At 32.6% G+C, this 19249-nt stretch carries 19 protein-coding genes and 1 pseudogene; 18 read left to right on the plus strand and 2 right to left on the minus strand.

Translation table 11 applies throughout. The features are described from left to right. Nucleotides 1-246 precede the first annotated feature (246 nt). From ABWP20_RS07295 to ABWP20_RS07330, 8 genes are all read left to right on the plus strand, one after another. The gene (locus ABWP20_RS07295; protein ID WP_353095131.1) at nucleotides 247-1068 is read left to right on the plus strand and encodes an AraC family transcriptional regulator; all 822 of its coding nucleotides are present in this window, start codon (nucleotides 247-249) and stop codon (nucleotides 1066-1068) included. A 102-nt stretch (nucleotides 1069-1170) separates the two neighbouring features. Next, complete coding sequence (locus ABWP20_RS07300; protein WP_353095132.1) at nucleotides 1171-2178, plus strand: ABC transporter substrate-binding protein; 1008 nt, start codon at nucleotides 1171-1173, stop codon at nucleotides 2176-2178. Between the two features lie 261 nt (nucleotides 2179-2439). Then, a complete protein-coding gene (locus ABWP20_RS07305) occupies nucleotides 2440-3483 on the plus strand; it encodes a FecCD family ABC transporter permease (RefSeq protein WP_353095133.1) in 1044 nt (347 codons plus the stop codon). After that, the gene (locus ABWP20_RS07310; RefSeq protein ID WP_353095134.1) at nucleotides 3483-4526 is read left to right on the plus strand and encodes a FecCD family ABC transporter permease; all 1044 of its coding nucleotides are present in this window, start codon (nucleotides 3483-3485) and stop codon (nucleotides 4524-4526) included. Before ABWP20_RS07305 ends, ABWP20_RS07310 begins: the two co-directional genes overlap by 1 nt. Further along, the gene (locus ABWP20_RS07315) at nucleotides 4480-5334 is read left to right on the plus strand and encodes an ABC transporter ATP-binding protein (protein ID WP_353095135.1); all 855 of its coding nucleotides are present in this window, start codon (nucleotides 4480-4482) and stop codon (nucleotides 5332-5334) included. The genes ABWP20_RS07310 and ABWP20_RS07315 overlap by 47 nt, the downstream gene beginning before the upstream one ends. A 29-nt stretch (nucleotides 5335-5363) precedes the next feature. Next, nucleotides 5364-6119 carry a nucleotide-binding protein gene (locus ABWP20_RS07320; protein ID WP_353095136.1) on the plus strand — a complete coding sequence of 252 codons (756 nt, stop codon included), beginning with the start codon at nucleotides 5364-5366 and terminating at the stop codon, nucleotides 6117-6119. After that, a complete protein-coding gene (locus ABWP20_RS07325; RefSeq protein WP_353095137.1) occupies nucleotides 6116-7393 on the plus strand; it encodes a nitrogenase component 1 in 1278 nt (425 codons plus the stop codon). The genes ABWP20_RS07320 and ABWP20_RS07325 overlap by 4 nt, the downstream gene beginning before the upstream one ends. A gap of 2 nt (nucleotides 7394-7395) precedes the next feature. Continuing rightward, the gene (locus tag ABWP20_RS07330; protein WP_353095138.1) at nucleotides 7396-8634 is read left to right on the plus strand and encodes a nitrogenase component 1; all 1239 of its coding nucleotides are present in this window, start codon (nucleotides 7396-7398) and stop codon (nucleotides 8632-8634) included. A gap of 437 nt (nucleotides 8635-9071) precedes the next feature. Here the strand turns inward: ABWP20_RS07330 and ABWP20_RS07335 are convergent, their stop codons facing one another. After that, nucleotides 9072-9743: a Crp/Fnr family transcriptional regulator gene (locus ABWP20_RS07335; protein ID WP_353095139.1), complete on the minus strand. Its 672-nt coding sequence runs from the start codon at nucleotides 9741-9743 to the stop codon at nucleotides 9072-9074. Between the two features lie 397 nt (nucleotides 9744-10140). Between ABWP20_RS07335 and ABWP20_RS07340 the strand changes: the two genes are divergently transcribed. The 4 genes from ABWP20_RS07340 (at nucleotide 10141) to ABWP20_RS07355 (ending at nucleotide 13819) form a co-directional block, all read left to right on the plus strand. Further along, a complete protein-coding gene (locus tag ABWP20_RS07340) occupies nucleotides 10141-11415 on the plus strand; it encodes an SLC13 family permease (RefSeq protein WP_353095140.1) in 1275 nt (424 codons plus the stop codon). Nucleotides 11416-11526: 111 nt separating this feature from the next. Next, nucleotides 11527-12402, plus strand: coding sequence for a DUF6282 family protein (locus tag ABWP20_RS07345; RefSeq protein WP_353095141.1), 876 nt, complete (start codon nucleotides 11527-11529; stop codon nucleotides 12400-12402). A 148-nt stretch (nucleotides 12403-12550) separates the two neighbouring features. After that, the gene (locus tag ABWP20_RS07350) at nucleotides 12551-12934 is read left to right on the plus strand and encodes a cupin domain-containing protein (RefSeq protein ID WP_353095142.1); all 384 of its coding nucleotides are present in this window, start codon (nucleotides 12551-12553) and stop codon (nucleotides 12932-12934) included. Nucleotides 12935-13045: 111 nt separating this feature from the next. After that, the gene (locus ABWP20_RS07355; RefSeq protein WP_353095143.1) at nucleotides 13046-13819 is read left to right on the plus strand and encodes an HpcH/HpaI aldolase family protein; all 774 of its coding nucleotides are present in this window, start codon (nucleotides 13046-13048) and stop codon (nucleotides 13817-13819) included. A gap of 273 nt (nucleotides 13820-14092) precedes the next feature. On the opposite strand, the gene ABWP20_RS07360 is transcribed toward ABWP20_RS07355, so the two are convergent. Continuing rightward, complete coding sequence (locus tag ABWP20_RS07360) at nucleotides 14093-15043, minus strand: helix-turn-helix transcriptional regulator (RefSeq protein WP_353095144.1); 951 nt, start codon at nucleotides 15041-15043, stop codon at nucleotides 14093-14095. A 117-nt stretch (nucleotides 15044-15160) separates the two neighbouring features. Between ABWP20_RS07360 and ABWP20_RS07365 the strand changes: the two genes are divergently transcribed. The 6 genes and pseudogenes from ABWP20_RS07365 (at nucleotide 15161) to ABWP20_RS07390 (ending at nucleotide 18984) form a co-directional block, all read left to right on the plus strand. Then, a complete protein-coding gene (locus ABWP20_RS07365) occupies nucleotides 15161-15685 on the plus strand; it encodes a dihydrofolate reductase family protein (protein WP_353095145.1) in 525 nt (174 codons plus the stop codon). 325 nt (nucleotides 15686-16010) lie between these two features. Beyond that, nucleotides 16011-16787, plus strand: coding sequence for a nucleotidyltransferase domain-containing protein (locus ABWP20_RS07370; protein WP_353095146.1), 777 nt, complete (start codon nucleotides 16011-16013; stop codon nucleotides 16785-16787). A gap of 278 nt (nucleotides 16788-17065) precedes the next feature. Further along, entirely contained in the window at nucleotides 17066-17479 is a 414-nt protein-coding gene (locus tag ABWP20_RS07375; RefSeq protein ID WP_353095147.1) for a RidA family protein, read from the plus strand. A gap of 329 nt (nucleotides 17480-17808) precedes the next feature. Further along, on the plus strand, nucleotides 17809-17958 hold the full coding sequence (locus ABWP20_RS07380; protein ID WP_353095148.1) for a hypothetical protein: 150 nt from the start codon (nucleotides 17809-17811) through the stop codon (nucleotides 17956-17958). Nucleotides 17959-18011: 53 nt separating this feature from the next. Beyond that, nucleotides 18012-18416: pseudogene (locus tag ABWP20_RS07385) on the plus strand (hypothetical protein); the annotation flags it as partial. An 85-nt stretch (nucleotides 18417-18501) separates the two neighbouring features. Next, nucleotides 18502-18984, plus strand: coding sequence for a GNAT family N-acetyltransferase (locus ABWP20_RS07390; RefSeq protein ID WP_353095149.1), 483 nt, complete (start codon nucleotides 18502-18504; stop codon nucleotides 18982-18984). Nucleotides 18985-19249: the final 265 nt, after the last annotated feature.

Genomic DNA, 19249 nt, shown 5'->3' on the forward strand with positions numbered 1-19249 from the left:
TATTGAGAGTGTAGCATCATTATTGAATTGTGATGAATAATTCAGGATAAATTATTTAATATCAGTTAAGAAAAATTATGAATTTATATGACTTATAATTGAAAAGTATATTAAGCAATGATAAAATAATGGGGTTAGCCTAAACTAACCTCATTATTTTATTATTTTAATAGATTTATCATACATTGATACTTTTTATATATGAGAATTAGATGACATATAATTTTGTGGAAGGAGATATACAATATGAAAACTGATATTAATAGATTGGCGGAATATTTTACATATACTCATTTTAATGTAGAAGGAGTATATCATTATAGTGTGGATTCAGGTGAGTCTGGCTGGATGAAAACAGCACCATTTCCCGGTTTCATTTTTCCTATTAGAGGTCAGGCACAGTTTCACTTTGATGGGAGTCCTTATTTAGCAAATGTAGGAAATATAATTCATGGCGGCGCAAATATGAGTCTAGATAAACGTGTAATCGGAAATATAAAATGGGAATATTTTTTGGTACTTTACAATATTCATAGTTCTGATATAAAAGATTTTACATTGGAGAATACACATTTTCAATTGGATATAGGACAAAGCCCCAGACTTTCAGAAATGATTAGACGTCTATGGAAGATATCAAGTCAACCTGGAACAATTTATGCTTTTCAAAGAGAGACCATATTTCACTGTATATTGGAAGAAATATTTACTTGTGCATATAATCAAACCAATGGTGATGCTCAACTGTTATTTACTAAGGCATCTGAATATATCCATCAACATTATATGGATATATTCACTATTGGAGAACTGGCTGATTTGTATGAAGTCAATGAAAATAGATTATTTTATGTGTTTACTAAATATACAGGGATGGGTCCAGGTGATTATTTAATGATTCATCGACTAAATAGAGCTAAAGAATTATTAATAACTGGAGATGCTCCTATTATTATGGTGGCTAAAAGTGTAGGATATAGTAGTCCCTATCATTTTAGCCGCGCTTTTAAAAAACAATTTGGGATTTCACCCAGTGGATTTCGGGAAAAATTCAGGAATAATGCATGATGATTTCAGGATTACATCATTTCAATGATAAAATTGTTTTGATATAATGGCTGTTAGGCAGGTTAGCGCTGCCTAACTATATTTTTATTGGAGGTATATAAAATGAAGAAAATCATAGGACTAATTGTTTTGATGATATTAATAATAGGCGTACTATCTGGGTGTACTGGAAATTCTGTAGAAAATAATACAGGGATAATGGAGAATAAGACAGAAAAGAGGAGCGTAAGTACTGATTCAAAAGAGGATACTGAAATTGTAAAGTGGCCGAGAACTATAAAAGATGCGGCAGGAAATGATGTAATACTTGAGAAAAAACCTGAAAGAATAGCAGTTCTTCATGCAGTATATCTAGATTATTTTTTCGCATTGGAAACTCCGCCCATAGCCTCTGCAGGAGCTACGATAGGTGATGCAATGAAGGCTTTAGAAGAGTTTGAAACCCTTAGGTCATATAAAGGTACTGCTAATATTATAGATTTAGGCAGTGCTCGTGATTTGAATTTAGAGGCAATTCTTGAATCAAGACCAGATGTAATTGTGACTTTCAAAGGGCATATAGATAAGGTATATGAGGAATTGATTAAAATTGCCCCAGTAATTCAGCTAGATGTGAAGGATACTTGGCAAAATACGACTGTTCAGTGTGCTTCGATTGTTGGTAAAGAAGAATTGGCTAGTAAATATATTGAAGAAACGGAAAAAATAATCAGTGAAACAAGGAAAAAATTAAGTACATTTAAAGATGAAACATTTGCTTTGCTAAGAGTTGACGGGAAAGGCAATTTTGTTGCTACAGGTTATGGAAATTCTATTTATTATAACCAAATGGAAGGATTTAATCTATTAGCTCCAGATACATATCCTGGGAGTCAGGAAGTTCTTTCATTAGAGGCGTTATCTCAAATGAATCCAGATTATATTATATTCCAGCATTTTTTAGATGTTGCTCAGGCAGCAGTTGAATCACAAGAGTCTTCTACTGTATGGAAATCTCTTAATGCGGTAAAAAATAATCATATTTTGTTTTTTGATGACTCTCTAAATACTGGAAGTCCTCTCGCTATTAGACTTGCATCTGAAAAATTCATAAAAATATTATCAGATTAGTTTTTTATTTGCAAATAGGTGCTGTAAGTTATCTATGAAGGTGTTATAAAGTCAACTTATTATCAAGGATAAGGGTAGCGTATATATCTATTTTGCTACTCTGTTTTTATGAAGTAAATTATAGTTAGATTACCAATATATTTTATAGTCTGGTAATAGTATAAATTAAGATTATATTTCTATATTATTGATAAAATGTTGAAATTAAAGAATAGATGACACTAGGAACAGAGAAAAGTATAGGCATAAGGAGGAAAATTTATGAAACAAAAAGATGAAGGAAAATATTCCGTTCAAACTGTGAAAAAGGGTCATTTATGGAATGGGTACTTAGTTATTATTATAGGTTTAGTGCTTTTAGCATTGATGATGGTCTTTTCTCTTACTAAAGGTGGAACGGAAATTCCTTTAAAAATTGTATGGAATGCTTTATTTCATTTTGATATAGAAAATATACAACATTTAGTTGTAATAGATCTAAGGTTACCACGTATTATTGCCAGTTCTTTAGTTGGAGCTGCATTTGCCGTGGCAGGGGCTGTGATGCAGGGGATAACACGAAATCCTATGGCAGATTCAGGTCTCATGGGATTAAACTCTGGAGCAGTTTTTGCTCTTTCCATCTGTTTTTCTTTCTTTCCGAGTATGAATTATGGACAAATTGTTTTATTTTCCTTTTTAGGAGCATCAATAGGTGCTGGATTAGTACAGGGTATTGCTTTCATAGGAGGAGGACGGGATACCCATATACGTTTAATTCTGGCAGGAGTAGCAGTCAGTTCCTTATTTTCTTCTTTGGGACAGGGAATTGCTCTGTATTTTAATGTTTCACAAAATATTATGTTTTGGACTGTGGGAGGTGTGGCTAGTTCAAATTGGGAACAGATTAAGATTATGACTCCATGGATTATAGGAGCGTTGACGGGGGCGATAGTATTATCCCGATGGATTTCTATACTAAGTTTGGGAGAAGATGTGGCAAAAGGACTTGGGTTAAATGTGGCAGTTATATATGGGCTATGTACAATAGTTATATTGATATTGGCGGGTATTTCCGTATCTGTTGTAGGAGCAGTAGGTTTTGTAGGGATAATTATTCCTCATGCTTCTCGATTTCTAGTAGGAATGGACTACCGCTTAGTTATTCCATCCTCTGCTGTTTTAGGCTCCTTGCTAATGGTTGTAGCAGATATAGGTGCAAGGATGATAAATCCACCATTTGAAACACCCATAGGTGTACTGACAGCTTTAGTTGGAGTTCCATTCTTTTTATATTTATCACGTAAGCAACGGAGGACACTATAATGATGAGCAAACGGGAGAAAAACAAAATAGACATAAGAAGATTAGCTATACGCAATAAGATGATTACAATAGGATGTATTATATTATTGGTATTTTCTTTTATTATAAGTATGAATACTGGTTATAGTTCATTATCCCCATCAGATACTTTTCGTATTTTGTTTGGAGGAGGGACTGACAATGAAAATTTGATTTTATTTAACTTTCGGCTTCCTCGTATTATAGTATCAATTATGGTGGGAGGAGGACTTGCGTTATCCGGCTGTATTATACAAAGTATATCTAAAAATCCTTTGGCAGATCCTGGACTCATGGGTATTAATGCCGGTGCAGGGCTTATGGTGATATTGTTTGTAATGTTTTTCGGAGCTGAATCTTTTCTATCCATATTTACCTTGCCATTTCTAGCATTTCTGGGCGCAGGAATAGCTGCAACAATTATTTATATATTGGCATTTAAAAAAGGTGAAGGTATAACTCCTATGGGACTAATACTTAATGGTATAGCAGTACAGGCAGGAATTTCAGCATTATCCACAGTATTGGTTATTAAATTGGATGACACTCAATTTGGGTTTGTTGCTACATGGCAGTCTGGAAGTATTTGGGGCAGCAATTGGAAGTTCGTACTTACTTTGATTCCTTGGCTGTTGTTGCTTATTCCATATATAATATCTAAATCTCGTGTACTTGATGTGCTGAATTTAGGTGACGATGTGGCATGTGGACTTGGTGTCTCAATGGAGAAAGAAAGGCGTAAGTTACTGACTGCAGCCATAGCATTAGGAGCTTCATGTGCGGCAGTTAGCGGCAATATTAGTTTTGTAGGCCTAATAGCACCTCATCTATCACGAAGACTAGTCGGGCCTCGTAATAGTAATTTATTGCCAACATGTATTTTAGTAGGTGCAGTGCTAGTTTCAATTGCTGATACTATTGCACGAGTTATTGTAAAGCCTTCGGAAATACCTACTGGAATTATTGTAGCCATTATCGGTGCACCCTATTTCTTATATTTACTTTCAAGAAATGGGAAGCAATGAAAAGGGAGGTGAAAATATGAATAGTATTGAAACAGTAAATTTAGACATTTCTTATGAAGATAAAGTGATAGTTGATAAATTGGATATGCAGGTTCCTCAGGGAAAAATTACAGTAATTATAGGTCCTAATGGATGTGGAAAATCCACTGTCCTAAAAACAATAGGACGTATTCTTAAACCTAAAAATGGTATTGTGTATTTAAATAGTGATGAGATTGGTCGATTATCAACTAAGGAAGTGGCAAAGAAAATGGCGATTCTCCCTCAATCACCTCAGGCACCATCTGGTTTAACCGTTGGTGAGTTAGTAGCTTATGGACGATTTCCTCATCAATCGGGATTAGGAAAGCTAAAATCAGAAGATAAAGAAATTATTGCATGGGCACTTGAAGTGACTAAACTCAGTGAATTTGAAACTATGGTAGTAGATAATCTTTCAGGGGGACAACGTCAAAGAGTTTGGATCGCCATGGCTTTAGCTCAGCAGACAGATTTAATTCTTTTAGATGAGCCTACTACCTATTTGGATTTGGCTTATCAACTTGAAATACTAGAGCTTCTTTATAGACTAAATCGAGAACAAGGATGCACAATTGTAATGGTACTTCACGATTTGAATCTAGCAGCACGATTTGCTGATTATATCATTGCCATGTGTAAAGGGAAAATTGTTAGTCATGGTACTCCTGAGAAGGTGATGACAGCAGAGGTTTTGCGGAAAACTTTTCATATTGATGCTAAGATTATGCTTGAACCTAGGACTGGACGTCCTACCTGTACTTCTTATGATTTGATTAAATTTGCTTAAGTATAATAAATATGAAAGAGGGTATTTGAATGAAAAAAATAGCAATTTACGGAAAAGGTGGAATTGGAAAGTCTACTACCGTATCCAATATAGCGGCAGCATTATCAGAAATGGGGTTGACAGTTTTGCAAATAGGCTGTGATCCTAAGGCAGACTCTACAAGAAATCTAACAGAAGGAAGGAATATTCCTACAGTATTAGATACTTTACGAGAAAAAGGAGATGCAGAACTGGAGGATATTATAATAAAAAGCAACAGTGGAGTATTATGTGTAGAGTCTGGAGGCCCAGTTCCAGGAGTTGGATGTGCTGGGCGTGGAATTATCACTGCTTTTGAGAAACTAGAGGAATTAAATGCTTATGAAGTCTATAAGCCAGATATTGTACTTTATGATGTATTAGGAGATGTAGTTTGTGGTGGGTTTGCTATGCCTATTCGAGGCGGTTATGCAGATGAGGTATGTATAGTTACATCTGGAGAAATGATGTCTCTTTATGCTGCTTCTAATATAGCCTATGCTGTTAAAGGTTTTGGAAAACGAGGATATGCTTCATTACGAGGGTTAATATTCAATGCAAAAAATATTGAAAACGAAGAAGAGCTAGTTAGAAATACTGCCAATGAAATTCAGGTTCCAGTTATTTATCATATACCCCGAGATTCTTTTGTACAGCAGGCTGAGGCACAGGGAAAAACAGTGATAGAAGCATTTCCTGAATGCAATATGTCATCCCATTATCGTTTTTTAGCTAAAATTTTAATTGATGGGGGTGAAATACTATGAAAAAATTGAAACATTTAAAGCGGCTTTCAGCAATTAAGACAAATGCTGGAGTAAAGTTTTTAACTCCTGCTGCTTTTCCTGGAAATCACTGTCCTCTCCATACTACTTTAGGACTTAGCTCAAATATTAAAGGTATGTCAACACTTGTAGTAGGAACATCAGAATGTGGAACATATAGCCGTAATCTTATATCACAGTCTAAAAATAAAGACGGTGAATTGCATTGGATGTATATTTTAGACTCTAATGAAGTAGTTTTTGGATGCCGTAAAGGTGTTATACAGGCTATCAAAGACATGGACAAGGCTGGCGCAAAATCAATAATGATAATTTTAACCTGTGTTCCTGAGGTTATAGGAGAAGATATAGAGGGAATTGTACATGAAATCCAGCTAGATATTAAAGCGAAGCTGACCTTTGTACTGGTAGGCCATTTTAAATGTAATAGTTATCCTTCAGGATATTGGAAGACCCTTCTAGCATTTGGAAACCTTATGGAGAAATCTCAGGCTTCTTCAAATATTGTTAACGTTCTTGGAAGAAGCCCAGAAGAAGAACATATTCCTATGCCTGAATTATTGACTGCACTTGAAAAGCGAGGGTTTCAACTACGTATGCTTGCACCGAAATCAGATATAAAGGATTTTATTGAATCACCAAATGCAATTTTAAATCTTGTAATATCACCATTTATGAATCCTATGGCAGAGATGATGCAGAATAAGTATCAAATACCATTTATCAGTCTGCATGAATTTTATGATGTTTGTGAAATTAATAGTCTTTATGAGTCGGTAGCAGAGAAACTTTGTATCAGCTGGGATAATGAATTTGATGAAGTACGTCAAGAAGCTATTGAACTGCAAAATCAGGTAAAAAATATTTTTTCTGGTGTAAACTACATTTCCACACATGTTGGGGCATTAGATCCTTTGCCTCTTGTTTTATATTTGGATCAATTCAATATGAATCCTATACTTCTACATTTAGATGAATTTTATCCTGATGATAGGAAATGGGCGAAAGTCATTAATGAAAAGGGACATAATCCTATGATTTGTCATATGGTAAATGATGATGCAGATATACATGTATTGAATGATATTTGTATAGGTTTTTCTTTTGGAGAACTTCTAAAAGGGAAAAGCCAAGTTCCTTGTATTCCATATTTATATAATCTATATGGTCAGATAGGTTATGAGAGGACTAAGCTTTTATTAAGTGGGATGTTGAATGCTTTTAGTAATAAAACTTTTGGAATCAAGGAGGTATAATGATGGGACTTCATAAATTTAGACCACCTATGTCAGGACGGATGGGAACTTTGTGGACACTGGCTTCTATTCGTAATGCGGTTTTGATTGAATATGGATGTATGGGACATATGTCATATGGTAGAATGTTTTTGAATCGTGCTGGAATATCTGAATCGTGTAAACTCTATTCCACACATATTGATGAAACGGATATTTCATTAGGAGATATAAGGAGACTGGATTCTGCAATTGCTGAGATTATAAAAAGAGATAAACCTAAGGTTGTTTTTTTGTTGCCTTCTTCTATTCCGATGATTATAGGAACAGATTTATTTGCAATATGTGAAGAATTGCAGCCTAAATATCCTCAAGTTCGGCTAATTCCTTTTGGTTATGGAGGTTTTGATATATATGGTCATCGGGGAGTTCAAGAGACACTTTCCCTACTTGCTAAGACTTTGCCTGTAGATATGGAAAAAACATCTAGACCTACTTTTAATATTATTGGATCTTGCGCTGATATGTTTCGCTTTCACGAAGATAGTAAAGAACTTATTCGCATAATGAAAGGTGCTTTTGGAATGGAACCTCTTTGTGTAATGACTTCAGATACATCTGTGGAGGAAATAGAGAATATAGGCGGTGCACATATTAACTTAGTCATTCGCCGTGAAGGTGAACCTGCTGCCAAACATTTAAAGGAACGTTTTAAAACGCCATATATATTAGGGCGGCCTTATGGTATAGATGGGACAACTCAATGGATAAAAAACATATCGGAAATATTAGGTTTGATACCGAATTACGAATTCATAAGAGCAGAGGAAGAGAAAATTAGAAATCTAATGTCACCTGCAATGAAAGTTTTTGAACATATTACACGATTGCATCCAGATGAAGGAGTGATTTCCTTAGGAGGCCATGCAGATGTAGTGAGGGGGGTTCTTTCTTACGCTGTAAATGAATTATCGTTGTTGAAAGGTATTTGCTGGTGTGATTGTTCTTATATGGGGAGTAAAGATATTCCTTATCTTATAGAAGATGAATGGATGGAGGCTATTCAATCTCATAAAAAAGGACTTTTAATGGCCAGTGGAGAAGCACTAAAATGGGCAGATAGAAATATGGAAATGCAAATATCGAATCCAGATACTAAATGGAGAGTAAGTCCTTATGAGCCTCCTTTTGTAGGCTATCATGGAGCAATTCATTTAGCTGGATTATGGTTGAACGCTGTCATGGAAGAAGATGAGAATTAATTTTATATTAAATCCTAGAGAAATCTCTAAAAACTCTTATGCTGGTTCTGGTGCAGCAGCTACTTGTTAGATTCATGATGAAAATTATAAGTTAGTAATGCATAAAGACAATGGAAACTGTTCCTTAACTTGAGAATAAGCAAACAAAAGATATCCTGTAATAAAAAGCGGGATATTTTTTATTGATAGAATCATATCTTGATATATTAAGTATAGAAATGGACTATCTCATATTATTTAAACTATTATAGGAGCTATAATGCCTATAGAAGAAGTAATAGTTGTAGTTTATAACTAATAAAAAAAGATTTAGTAATATTATAAATATGATTTTAAATTCGATAGTCATATCATTAGTAAAGGACTCAGGAACTTGAAAGTTAAAAAATTATATAAATTTGAAAAAAGATTTGAGAAGTATAATTGATCGTAGCAGATTAATTGTGTCTGTAAGAGCAAAGACTGATTAAATCATCCATATTTAAAACAGTAATACCGTTTCGAGATGTACTTACAATACCCATCGTACGTAATTTTTTCAAAGCACGAGCTACTTCCAATCGACTTTCTCCAATGATTTCACCTACTTCTGCTTGATTAAGCTTGATTCCTTTTCCATGTAAATGCTGAGTATAAATGTAAATGAAATTACAAGTTTTAATAAAGGCTGTATTGTAGCATAGGTTGATTGATTCAAACATAAAAAGATTAGAATGACGAATACAATAGTCAGTCATAGCCATGTGAAAATCAGGATTTTCCAACATGGTTTTATGAAATATTTCTGGTGTTATCCGAATAGCTAGTACGTCTGTGATAGCAGTTAGAACCAAAATATCTGATTCAATCTTATATTCATTGTCAGTGGGTCTGCATAATGAATATGGAAAAATAGAATCCTTCCCATGGAAACAAATGGTTTTTATAGAGCCTTCCTGATGAGTAAGTGACAGCTTGAAAATACCATTAATAATATAATAAAGATATAAGTCTGAATTATTTGCTGTGATTTCATATCCTTTTTTTAGAGTACATTCTTCACCTTTGCTACGTAATAATGATTCAAAGTCACTGAAATGATTTTCAAAATAATAGGGTGAAAATCTCATCTTTGGAACCTCCTCTTAGATTTTATTTTTCTAGTAATACAAGTTTGAAACATAGGATTTATCTCGATTGGCAATGAGTAGTTAGTTGCCTAAAATACTCCAGCTTATGAAAAATATAATATCACCAGAAGATTTTTTCGTCAAATACCATTTTTTATATATAATGTATCATTTGATATAGACACCATTTTTAATATTCACTATAATTAAGCCATAAAGTTACTTTATTACATCAAATAGCTAAGAGGTTTGTGAAGATTAAAAGGACTAAAAGAAATGATAGTAGTTCTTTATGCTTGAGCAACTTTTAGCATCAGGTGCAAATAAAAATCCGGGTTTTAGTATTTATTCGAGAAGAGTTAGAACTTAGGTACAAATTATGAGGAGTGATTTTCTTATGGCAGTTATTTCATTATTAGTCTTAGTTGCCGCCATCGCCTTAGGTGTGGCTTTTGGCAAGAACATTGGTATTATTTCTCTTGCAGCGGCAATGGTACTAGGTTTCGTTGGCGGTGTTCCAAGCAATGATATCATCGCTGGATTTTCTACTAATTTATTTCTTAACATGACTGGAATGTTTTTCTTTTTTTCTATTGCGCAGTCTAATGGTGCATTGGAACTACTTTCCAAAAAGGTGTTTAAAAAAATTTCAGGGGCAACAAAACTCTATCCCATAATGGTATATCTAGTATGTGTTGGTATCACCATTATCGATCCAGGGGGATTAACTGTATATACATGTATGACTTTAATTACCATGAGTATTGGAGCTCATATGGGATATAACCCCATTATGATTGGCATTATCACCATATATGCTGCAAACGCTGGTATTATGACGCCAGTAGGATTATTTGGGAATACAGCTAATCTAATAATTATTAATGCAGGATATTCAGATAGCTCAATCTCTATACTTTTAAATGGAATCATCATGCACACAATTGGATGTATTTTAGTTTATATACTGTATAGAGGGTGGAAAATTAAGAACGATCAAGGTGAAACGACTTCAATAGAAAGTGTATTTGAAGATATTAGGCCTTTTAATAAAAATCAAAAATTCACTTTGATAATGCTAGTTTTTATGATTTTATGTATTATGCTATTAAAAACTCATGCTGGGCTGACAGCGCTTGTATTTAGTGTAATATTATTAATAACCAATTGTGCAGATGAAAAGGAGGCATTTGCAGGAACACCTTGGGAAACAATCTTTCTATGTGTTGGAATTGGATGTCTATTGAATGTATCTCAAATATTAGGTGGTTTAACATTAATGACTGATTTGTTTTCTTCTATGTCTAGCCGATGGACTGCAGCTCCCATTCTAGGATTTACTTCTTCAGTAATGTCTTTTTTCTCTTTGGCCATTGCTGGACCTATACCTACACTAATTTCTACAGTTGCACGAGTAAATGAAAGTATAGGTAATGTATTTCAGCCAATTGAATTAATTAGTTCGATTATAAATGGTGGATATACTGCTACTATAAGTCCTTTATCCATGGGAGGGGCCATGATTATGGCAACTTATGATCAGCTTTTTAAACCAAATGTAGAAGAGAAAAACCAAGTGTTTAGGACATTGTTCTTTACTGCTGTTATTATTTCTATTATAGCTGCATTACTTGCAAATACTGGAATGTACAAAATTTTTGCCAATATATAAATTAACAAAAATATAGGATTCACAAAAAAGATATATATAAATTAACAGCTTAAATTTTTAAGTAAAAATATTAAGGATTTATTGGAAAATTATAGATTGGAGGAATTAATTATGGATAGAGAGATTTTGAAAGGAATAATTGATATGCATGTACATTGTGGTCCATCAGTAGCTAATAGACAGCTAGATGCCGCAGAAATGTTAAAAGAAGCAGAGGCAGCAGGATATGCTGGATTTTTAGTAAAAGATCATTATTTTCCAAGTATGCTAGGAACTAAAATGGTTGAAAAGCATTTGGGAAATGGTACATGTAAGGTCTATGGAAGTATGTGTTTAAATAATTCAGTTGGACTTTTTAATCTAAAGGCATTGGATACAGCAAGACAAATGGATGCAAAGATCATATATTTTCCAACAGTATCGACTCAAAAACATATTGATGATCATAAAAATAGTTCATTTGTAGGTGGTGGAAAAACAACAGTTCCTGAAAATCCTGTTTCATATGTTGATAAAGAAGGAAATATGGATTCTGCAGCCATTGAGTGTTTGAAGTATATGGCAGAATATGACATGGTGCTTGGAACAGGCCACGGAACCTTGTGGGAAGTTGATTGCTTAGTTAAAAAGGCTGTAGAGTTAGGTGTTAAAAGGATATTAGTAAATCATCCACATTATAATGTAGGTGCTTCATATGAAGATATGAAAAGATGGGCAGATCTAGGGGCATATATTGAATTAAATGTATGTGTTTTCAAAGGTGGTTCAAAGATAGGGAATGTTGATGATATAGTAGCTAAAAAGATAATAGATACAGTAGGAGTTGAACATATTATACTTGATACAGATTTAGGACAGGCTAATAATGGCTCACCTATAGAAGGAATGTTTAATTATATTAATCTATTAGAAAGGGAATTTGGTATTACGGAAGAACAGATTAATATTATGGCTAAGAAAAACCCTATAGAATTATTTAATCTTTAATAATCTCTATAATCTATTCCATATTATTATATTATGGTAGGAGTATCAATTAGTAGATATTAAACAATAAAAGCATATAGAAGCAGTAAGATAAAATAATTTAAATAATTATATTAACAAATACATTAAAATTAATGGAGGTAGAAAAATGGCAAGAGTAGAATCTGGTAATTGGAATAATTTACCATGGCAAGAAGTAAGAGAAGGAATAACTAGAGTAGTTTTTGGAATGGGTGCAGATAATGTTAATTGCACTATTAATAAAGTTGATAATGGAAATGAAGTAAGACCACATGCACATCCAGATAATGAACAAATTGCACTAGTTATAGAAGGTGAATGTGATTACTATGTTGATGGAACCCCATATAGACTAACGCCTGGATCATGGGTAACTGTACCTAAAGGTGTAGAACACTATATTCATGTTTATGACAGTCCTGTACCATGTATGCAAATAGATATTTTCTATCCATTAAGACCAGAATATAATGAATCATATAGTAAATTTCTAGAAGAGCAAAACAAATAATAGTCTTAATATTCATAGGATAATTATAGAATTATTCAGCAAATTGTTAAACATAGTCTTTATTTATATGTAAATAATAAATGTTATGTTTTATTCGATAGGAGATATATTATGAAAATGCGTAATTTAGTGAAAGAAAAACTTGAAAAAGATGGATATGTGCTAGGAGCATTTGTTGCATCAGGATCACCAACTAATGCTGAGATTTTGGGCATTAATAATCTTGATTTTATTCTGATTGATATGGAGCATGCGCAGACCAATATGGAAACAATGGTTGACATGGCCAGAGCTTCTGAGTTATATGGAATGGCACCATTTGTTCGTGTTTACAATCCTGTTGATGGGCCAATGATGGCACGAATGCTAGATGTAGGGATACATGGATTGATGATTCCTATGGTAGAAACTCCTGAGCATGCAAAATATATTATAGATAATGTTAAAATTGCTCCCTTGGGTAAGAGAGGAATAGGAGCAGGACGTGGGACACGTTGGGGATGGTATGAAGATTACAATAGAGGAGAATGTAATGATAATACTTATATAATAATGCAATGCGAAACAAGAAAGGGAGTTGAAAATATTGAAGAAATATGTAAGACACCAGGTCTTGATTGCGTCTTTATTGGAACAGCTGATTTATCACAGGATATGGGATGTCTTGGGGATATGAAGAACCCTGAACTTATAAACGCTATAGATAAAGTATTAAAAAGCTGCCAAAAATATAATATTGTTGCAGGAATTGTTACAGGATCTGCAGAAGAGGCTTCGATGCGTATTAAACAGGGTTTTAAGTTAGTAACTATTATGAACGACCTTGGACTTTTTAGAAGTCAAAGCAAAAAACTAATTGATGCTGTTCGAGGGAGCATTTCATAATAAGTATATTTAATCAGCATGAACATAATTTTATAGAATTAAATAATAGCTTCAAATTATATTAATAGACAAGATTCTGAGATAATATAATTATATAGTAGATTAATTAAATTTAAATTATATCTAGAGCTGAATGTTCCAGATGGTGACTGGTCATTCAGCTTTTTTGATCTGTAGCCATTATGTGTGAAAAGGTTAGAACCTTATTATGAAAAATTAGGGTTTACAAAGTTTTCTGTTGGTATGACACGAGATGTTAATCATTAATTTTAATTATTTATATTGCTGAATAATTTCGGAAGCTTTTGCTTTAATTTCATTAACACCTTCAACAGGCTGTATGATTCTTATATTTTTTCCATACGTAAAAGCGAATTCAATGCCTTGCCAGATATCTTCAAAAACTATATCTAAGTAAATTTTATTGTCTCTTACAACTTCTTTACTTATAGTGATAAATTTTCTTTCCTTTATATGATTTATAATTGAAGGGTCAACCATAAAAGTAAACGTATATTTAGGAATTCGAGATTTATAATTACTGGTAGATGATTTCCAATGAACTTCTAAGTTGAAATCACTTGGTCTATCGAAATGCTCTTCTGTAAAAATGGCACTTTCTATGGAACTGACCTTATACGTTTTAATTATTTCAGCATCTATTGCAATCAAATACCAGATGCCTCTTTTACATACTAATCCCAGTGGATTTAAGATTACTTCTTTTGTTTCCTTTATTTTTCTATATACTATTTTGATTATACTGCTGTTCCAGATGGCATTTTGTAATAAGGAAAGAATATTTTTATCTACAATCGCAGGGTTTTCACCCCAAGTATGCATATCTATATAAATGTAGTTTTGAATATTTTCAACTTCCTTGATTTGATTTGGAGCGGAACCTCCTAAAAGTTTAAGTATTGTAGAGTATTTAAGTTTTTCAAAACCTAAGTCTTCTAAAATTTTGTCGCCGGTTGGAATAAATAAAGAGTAAATTTCATCATTATTTATTCCACTTAAAGAAGTTTTATAATCTCCTAATAGCTTTATTCCTCCGTTTGTTCCTCTATCAGCGAATATTGGTACCCCAGCACTGCTTAAAGCTTCAATATCTCTATAAATAGTTCTGACAGAGACCTCTAACCTTTGAGCTAATTCACTAGCTGTTAGTTGTTTATGCATCTGCAATAGCATTAATATAGAAATCAATCTATCTGCTTTCATAATATCTCCTTTCCAATATGACATAGGATGTCAACTATTATAAGCTATAATGTATTTAATATCAAGTAATAGAAATTATATTAATACGGTATTAGTTAACTAAAAGGAGGTTCTATGATGAGTAGAAAAATTATAATGAATTTGGCAATGAGTATTGATGGCTTTATTGCTGATGAAAACGGTGGTTTTGATTGGATTGTCGGTGATGGAAATAACAGACTTAATACTGAAAAACAATGGGATTATGATAAATTCTTAGATAGAATTGATACTGTTGTTATGGGGAAAAACTGCTATGACCAAAAATTTTACGAGGAGTTTAAAGAAAAAACTGTATTTGTCGCTACTTCTAAATCTCTGGATGATTATGAAAATATTAAATTTATTAATGGTGATATTTGCAAAGTTATTCTTAATGAAAAGAAAAAAGAGGGCAAAGACATTTTTTTATTTGGTGGTGGCATTCTTATAGATAGCTTTATCAAAGCAGATATAATTGATGAATTTATTATAGGTATTATTCCAACTGTTTTAGGAAAAGGCAGACCATTGTTTTTGGGAAACAATCCTACCATAAAATTAAAGCTAGAAGAATATTATATTGATAATGGAGTTACAATTCTATGCTATAAAAAACGTTAATTCTCGGTTAAAGGTATTTAATATCTATTTGATGGCACTGGAATTGCGTAATTATTATTATGAGCATACTCTTTATTGTACTGCAAGTAGATCTAAACAAAAATTCAAAGGCACTAAGATAATAAGATCTTGGTGCTTTTGTTCTTTGTATTATGAATACCACCTGCTATGCGCAACATCATAAACCTAAGGAAATCCTATATAACATTTACTGCTTACCAGGTTTCCTTATTTTTATATATAGGTTAAAATGAAATTATACACGCTTTCTAAGAGTGGTGTATGATATACTTAATAAAATAGAAATAAGAAGGGAATGATATTCGTGAATTTTCCAACTAAGATTGGTGTAGATTCAGACGGATATATACTAAATCAAACATCTGAAAATAAAATAAATTCTACTTATCTCCTTTTATTAAATCAGTTAACTGAGATCTTAAAACAGTGTACAGGTGATAAGTTACATAGTATATATGTATATGGTAGTGTAGGAAGGGGGGAAGAAATTCCTGGTAAATCAGATATTGATTTATCTATAATATTAACATCACCACTTACATCTACTGAAATAAAAATACTAAATAAGGAAAAAATAAAATTTATAAATGCTAATCATCATATTGTACCAAAAGTAGATTTTGATATTGGAATATTGGACGAGGTATTAAAAAAAGATAATCTATACTATTGGGGGTTTTGGATAAAACACATATGTACTTGTATTTATGGAGAAGATTTATCTATCCATTTTCCTAGAATGAAACCTAACATTAATATATGTAAATCTTTAAATCAAGATATCGTTGATACGCTTAAAAACTATAAAAAGCAAATAATTGAAGAAGATTTTGATGATGGTATATTTATAACAGTTTTAAAGCGTATTATCAGAGGTGCATATTGTCTTGTATCAGTGAAAGATGAAAGTTGGTCGATAAATATTCAAGAAAATTTAGTTATACTCAATCATTATTATCCAAATGAAGAATCTTTTAAAAAAATTAGGTTGATACTTAGAGGTGAAAAAAGTTTGATACATACAGAGATATTAGATTATATCGATTATTTTACTATTTGGTTTAACCAAAATACCGTATGATTAAGTACACCATTCAACTCTTCCCTAAACACATATTTAAGGAGAAGTTATAAATTAATTGAATTTATAATCCACTTAGTTTATAATGTAAGGAATTGATATACTAGGTATAAGGAGTAGACAGAGATGAAAAAGAGAATATTAAGATTTTTATCTTTCGGAATTGGATATTCTACTGATATTTTTTTCTGAATTGGCTTGAGAAAGAGATAAGTTACCTAAAGTTTTCTCAAGCTAAGTAAAATAGTAGTTAATTTATATCGAAAGAAGGTAATTTAATGAAAAGTAATAAATCTAAAGATAATAATAGAATAGAAAGAATAAATCCGGTGGGAGTTCCAGCACCAGTTGGTAGGTATAGTCATATTACTAAAGTACCAAGAGATTCTGAAATTTATGTTTTTTCAGGTCAAGTAGGAGTAGATTTTGAAGGAAATGTTCCTTCAAATCTTAATGAGCAAGTAATCAACACTTTCTTTAATATATCCAGATTATTATCTAGTCAAGATCTAAATCCAGATAATGTTATAAAGGTAAATATTTGGGCTACTGAACAAATAGATTGGGATTTCTTCGACTCTAAGTGGGATGAACTTTTCGGTGATAATTCACCGTCTATGACTATTGCATATATAAACGAATTAGGATTGCCTGAATTAAAAATCGAAATAGAAATATGGGCTGCAAAGTAATTACTATACTTATTTCATTATAAGAAAATAATAAAACTAGGTTATTTGAATTAAGCAAAACTTATCTTTTTATATAAATTTTAGGGCTTAAGTCAACAGAGAGCAATCTAAACATTAGATTGCTCTTTATAATTTTTTTAATTTTAGTAAAATCTTGAGAACATAATTATGTTTTAAATTTAGACTTAGAGCAGAGTTAATAGTACCTTAGACCTAAGGTGCTACTTCTAGTATCTGAGGTGGCAGGTTTCTGAAAATGAACAATCTAAAAAAACTGCCTATACATTAGGAACAGAAATTTTAAAATATTAATTGAGAGGTGTTTCAAGATGGTAACAATTGTATTTGCTCATCCATGGCGCGGAAATAAAGCAGAGTATAAGCAGATTAGAGCAAGGTGGAGCCGTTATTCAGATATGTTTGAGGCATTACCAGAAAATTTTATTAAATTAAGGAAAATGGAAGATAATAGTTCATAGTTATATCTTAAGTACATTTAAGTGGAGGAGGGTATAATGCATTTCAAGCATTTTCAAGTCATGAAGACCAAATTTCATTACTTAAAACAGTTTACAAGCATTTAAAACCAAATGGGATATTTGCATTCGAAACACGTAATCCGATGGGAAACGATTTATCAAACCAAGAGGAAACAAATTGGGGACAATTTATCGATAAGGACGGAATACTAGTTCAGGTATCTGGAACACAATTTTATGATGCAGAAAATCATATAATGCATTGGGTGACTTTTCGTGATTGGGGATTTAAAAAAACTACTTCTCGAATTGCTTGTCGTTTTACTGATAATGATACTCTTAGATCATTATTAAAAAACAATGGTTTTAATATTGAAAATCAATATTCGGATTGGAATAAAGCTCCCTTCTCACCTTTAGCTCCTACCATTATTAGCATTTGTAGAAAGCCAGGATAGCCTTTTTACCAAAAGTAGAAATGACAATTGAACGTCTATTAGCAAAAAATTGTCTTATTGTAGAAAAATAGAAAGGGGATATAACATGGTGAATATTATAATAAGGGATTATAAGCAGCAGGACTGGTCACGCATTGAAGAAATTCACGATAGTGCTAGAAAAATAGAACTGAACCTTGCAGGACTAGACGATGCATTTGTGCCGCTTGCACAGGCGGCCGTTAATGAAGGATTATTTGATTACACGGTATGTGTTGCACTTATAAATGGCAATGTAGTAGGGTTTGTGGCATATTCAGAGGAAGAAATTGCATGGCTCTATGTGGATCCTGATTCTATGCGTCAGGGAATCGGAAAAAGTTTGATTATGCATGTGATTGAAAATACTACCCAAAGGCCGCTTGGGCTGGAGGTCTTAGTTGGAAACAATCCTGCACTGCACTTATACGAAGCAATGGGTTTTGAAACGACTGAAACATGTTCGGGTGTAATGCCTGGTAATGAATCGTTTGAAGTGACAGTATATTGTATGCAGCAGAAAAACGGCCAAAAAAGATATGAAGTTTAAAGAACTATATGAAATTGTAAAGCCATATTAAATCCACACAAATTATCGCGCAGTAGAGAAATTTATATTATCTATGACTTGGACATATAGACGCAGATAAACGAATTGACAGAGCATATGAAATTAGTGAAATATATAATCTATATGTTATTTTGGCAATAGAGTTTTGGAATTTTTCAACTGATGGGAAATTAAAAGCTGGTATTGACAGTAATATAATGTATATCTAAAGATGCAAAGTCTAAGTCAAGAATTAATCAAATTA

The organism is Tissierella praeacuta, assembly GCF_040396155.1.
GTDB lineage: Bacteria > Bacillota > Clostridia > Tissierellales > Tissierellaceae > Tissierella > Tissierella praeacuta_A.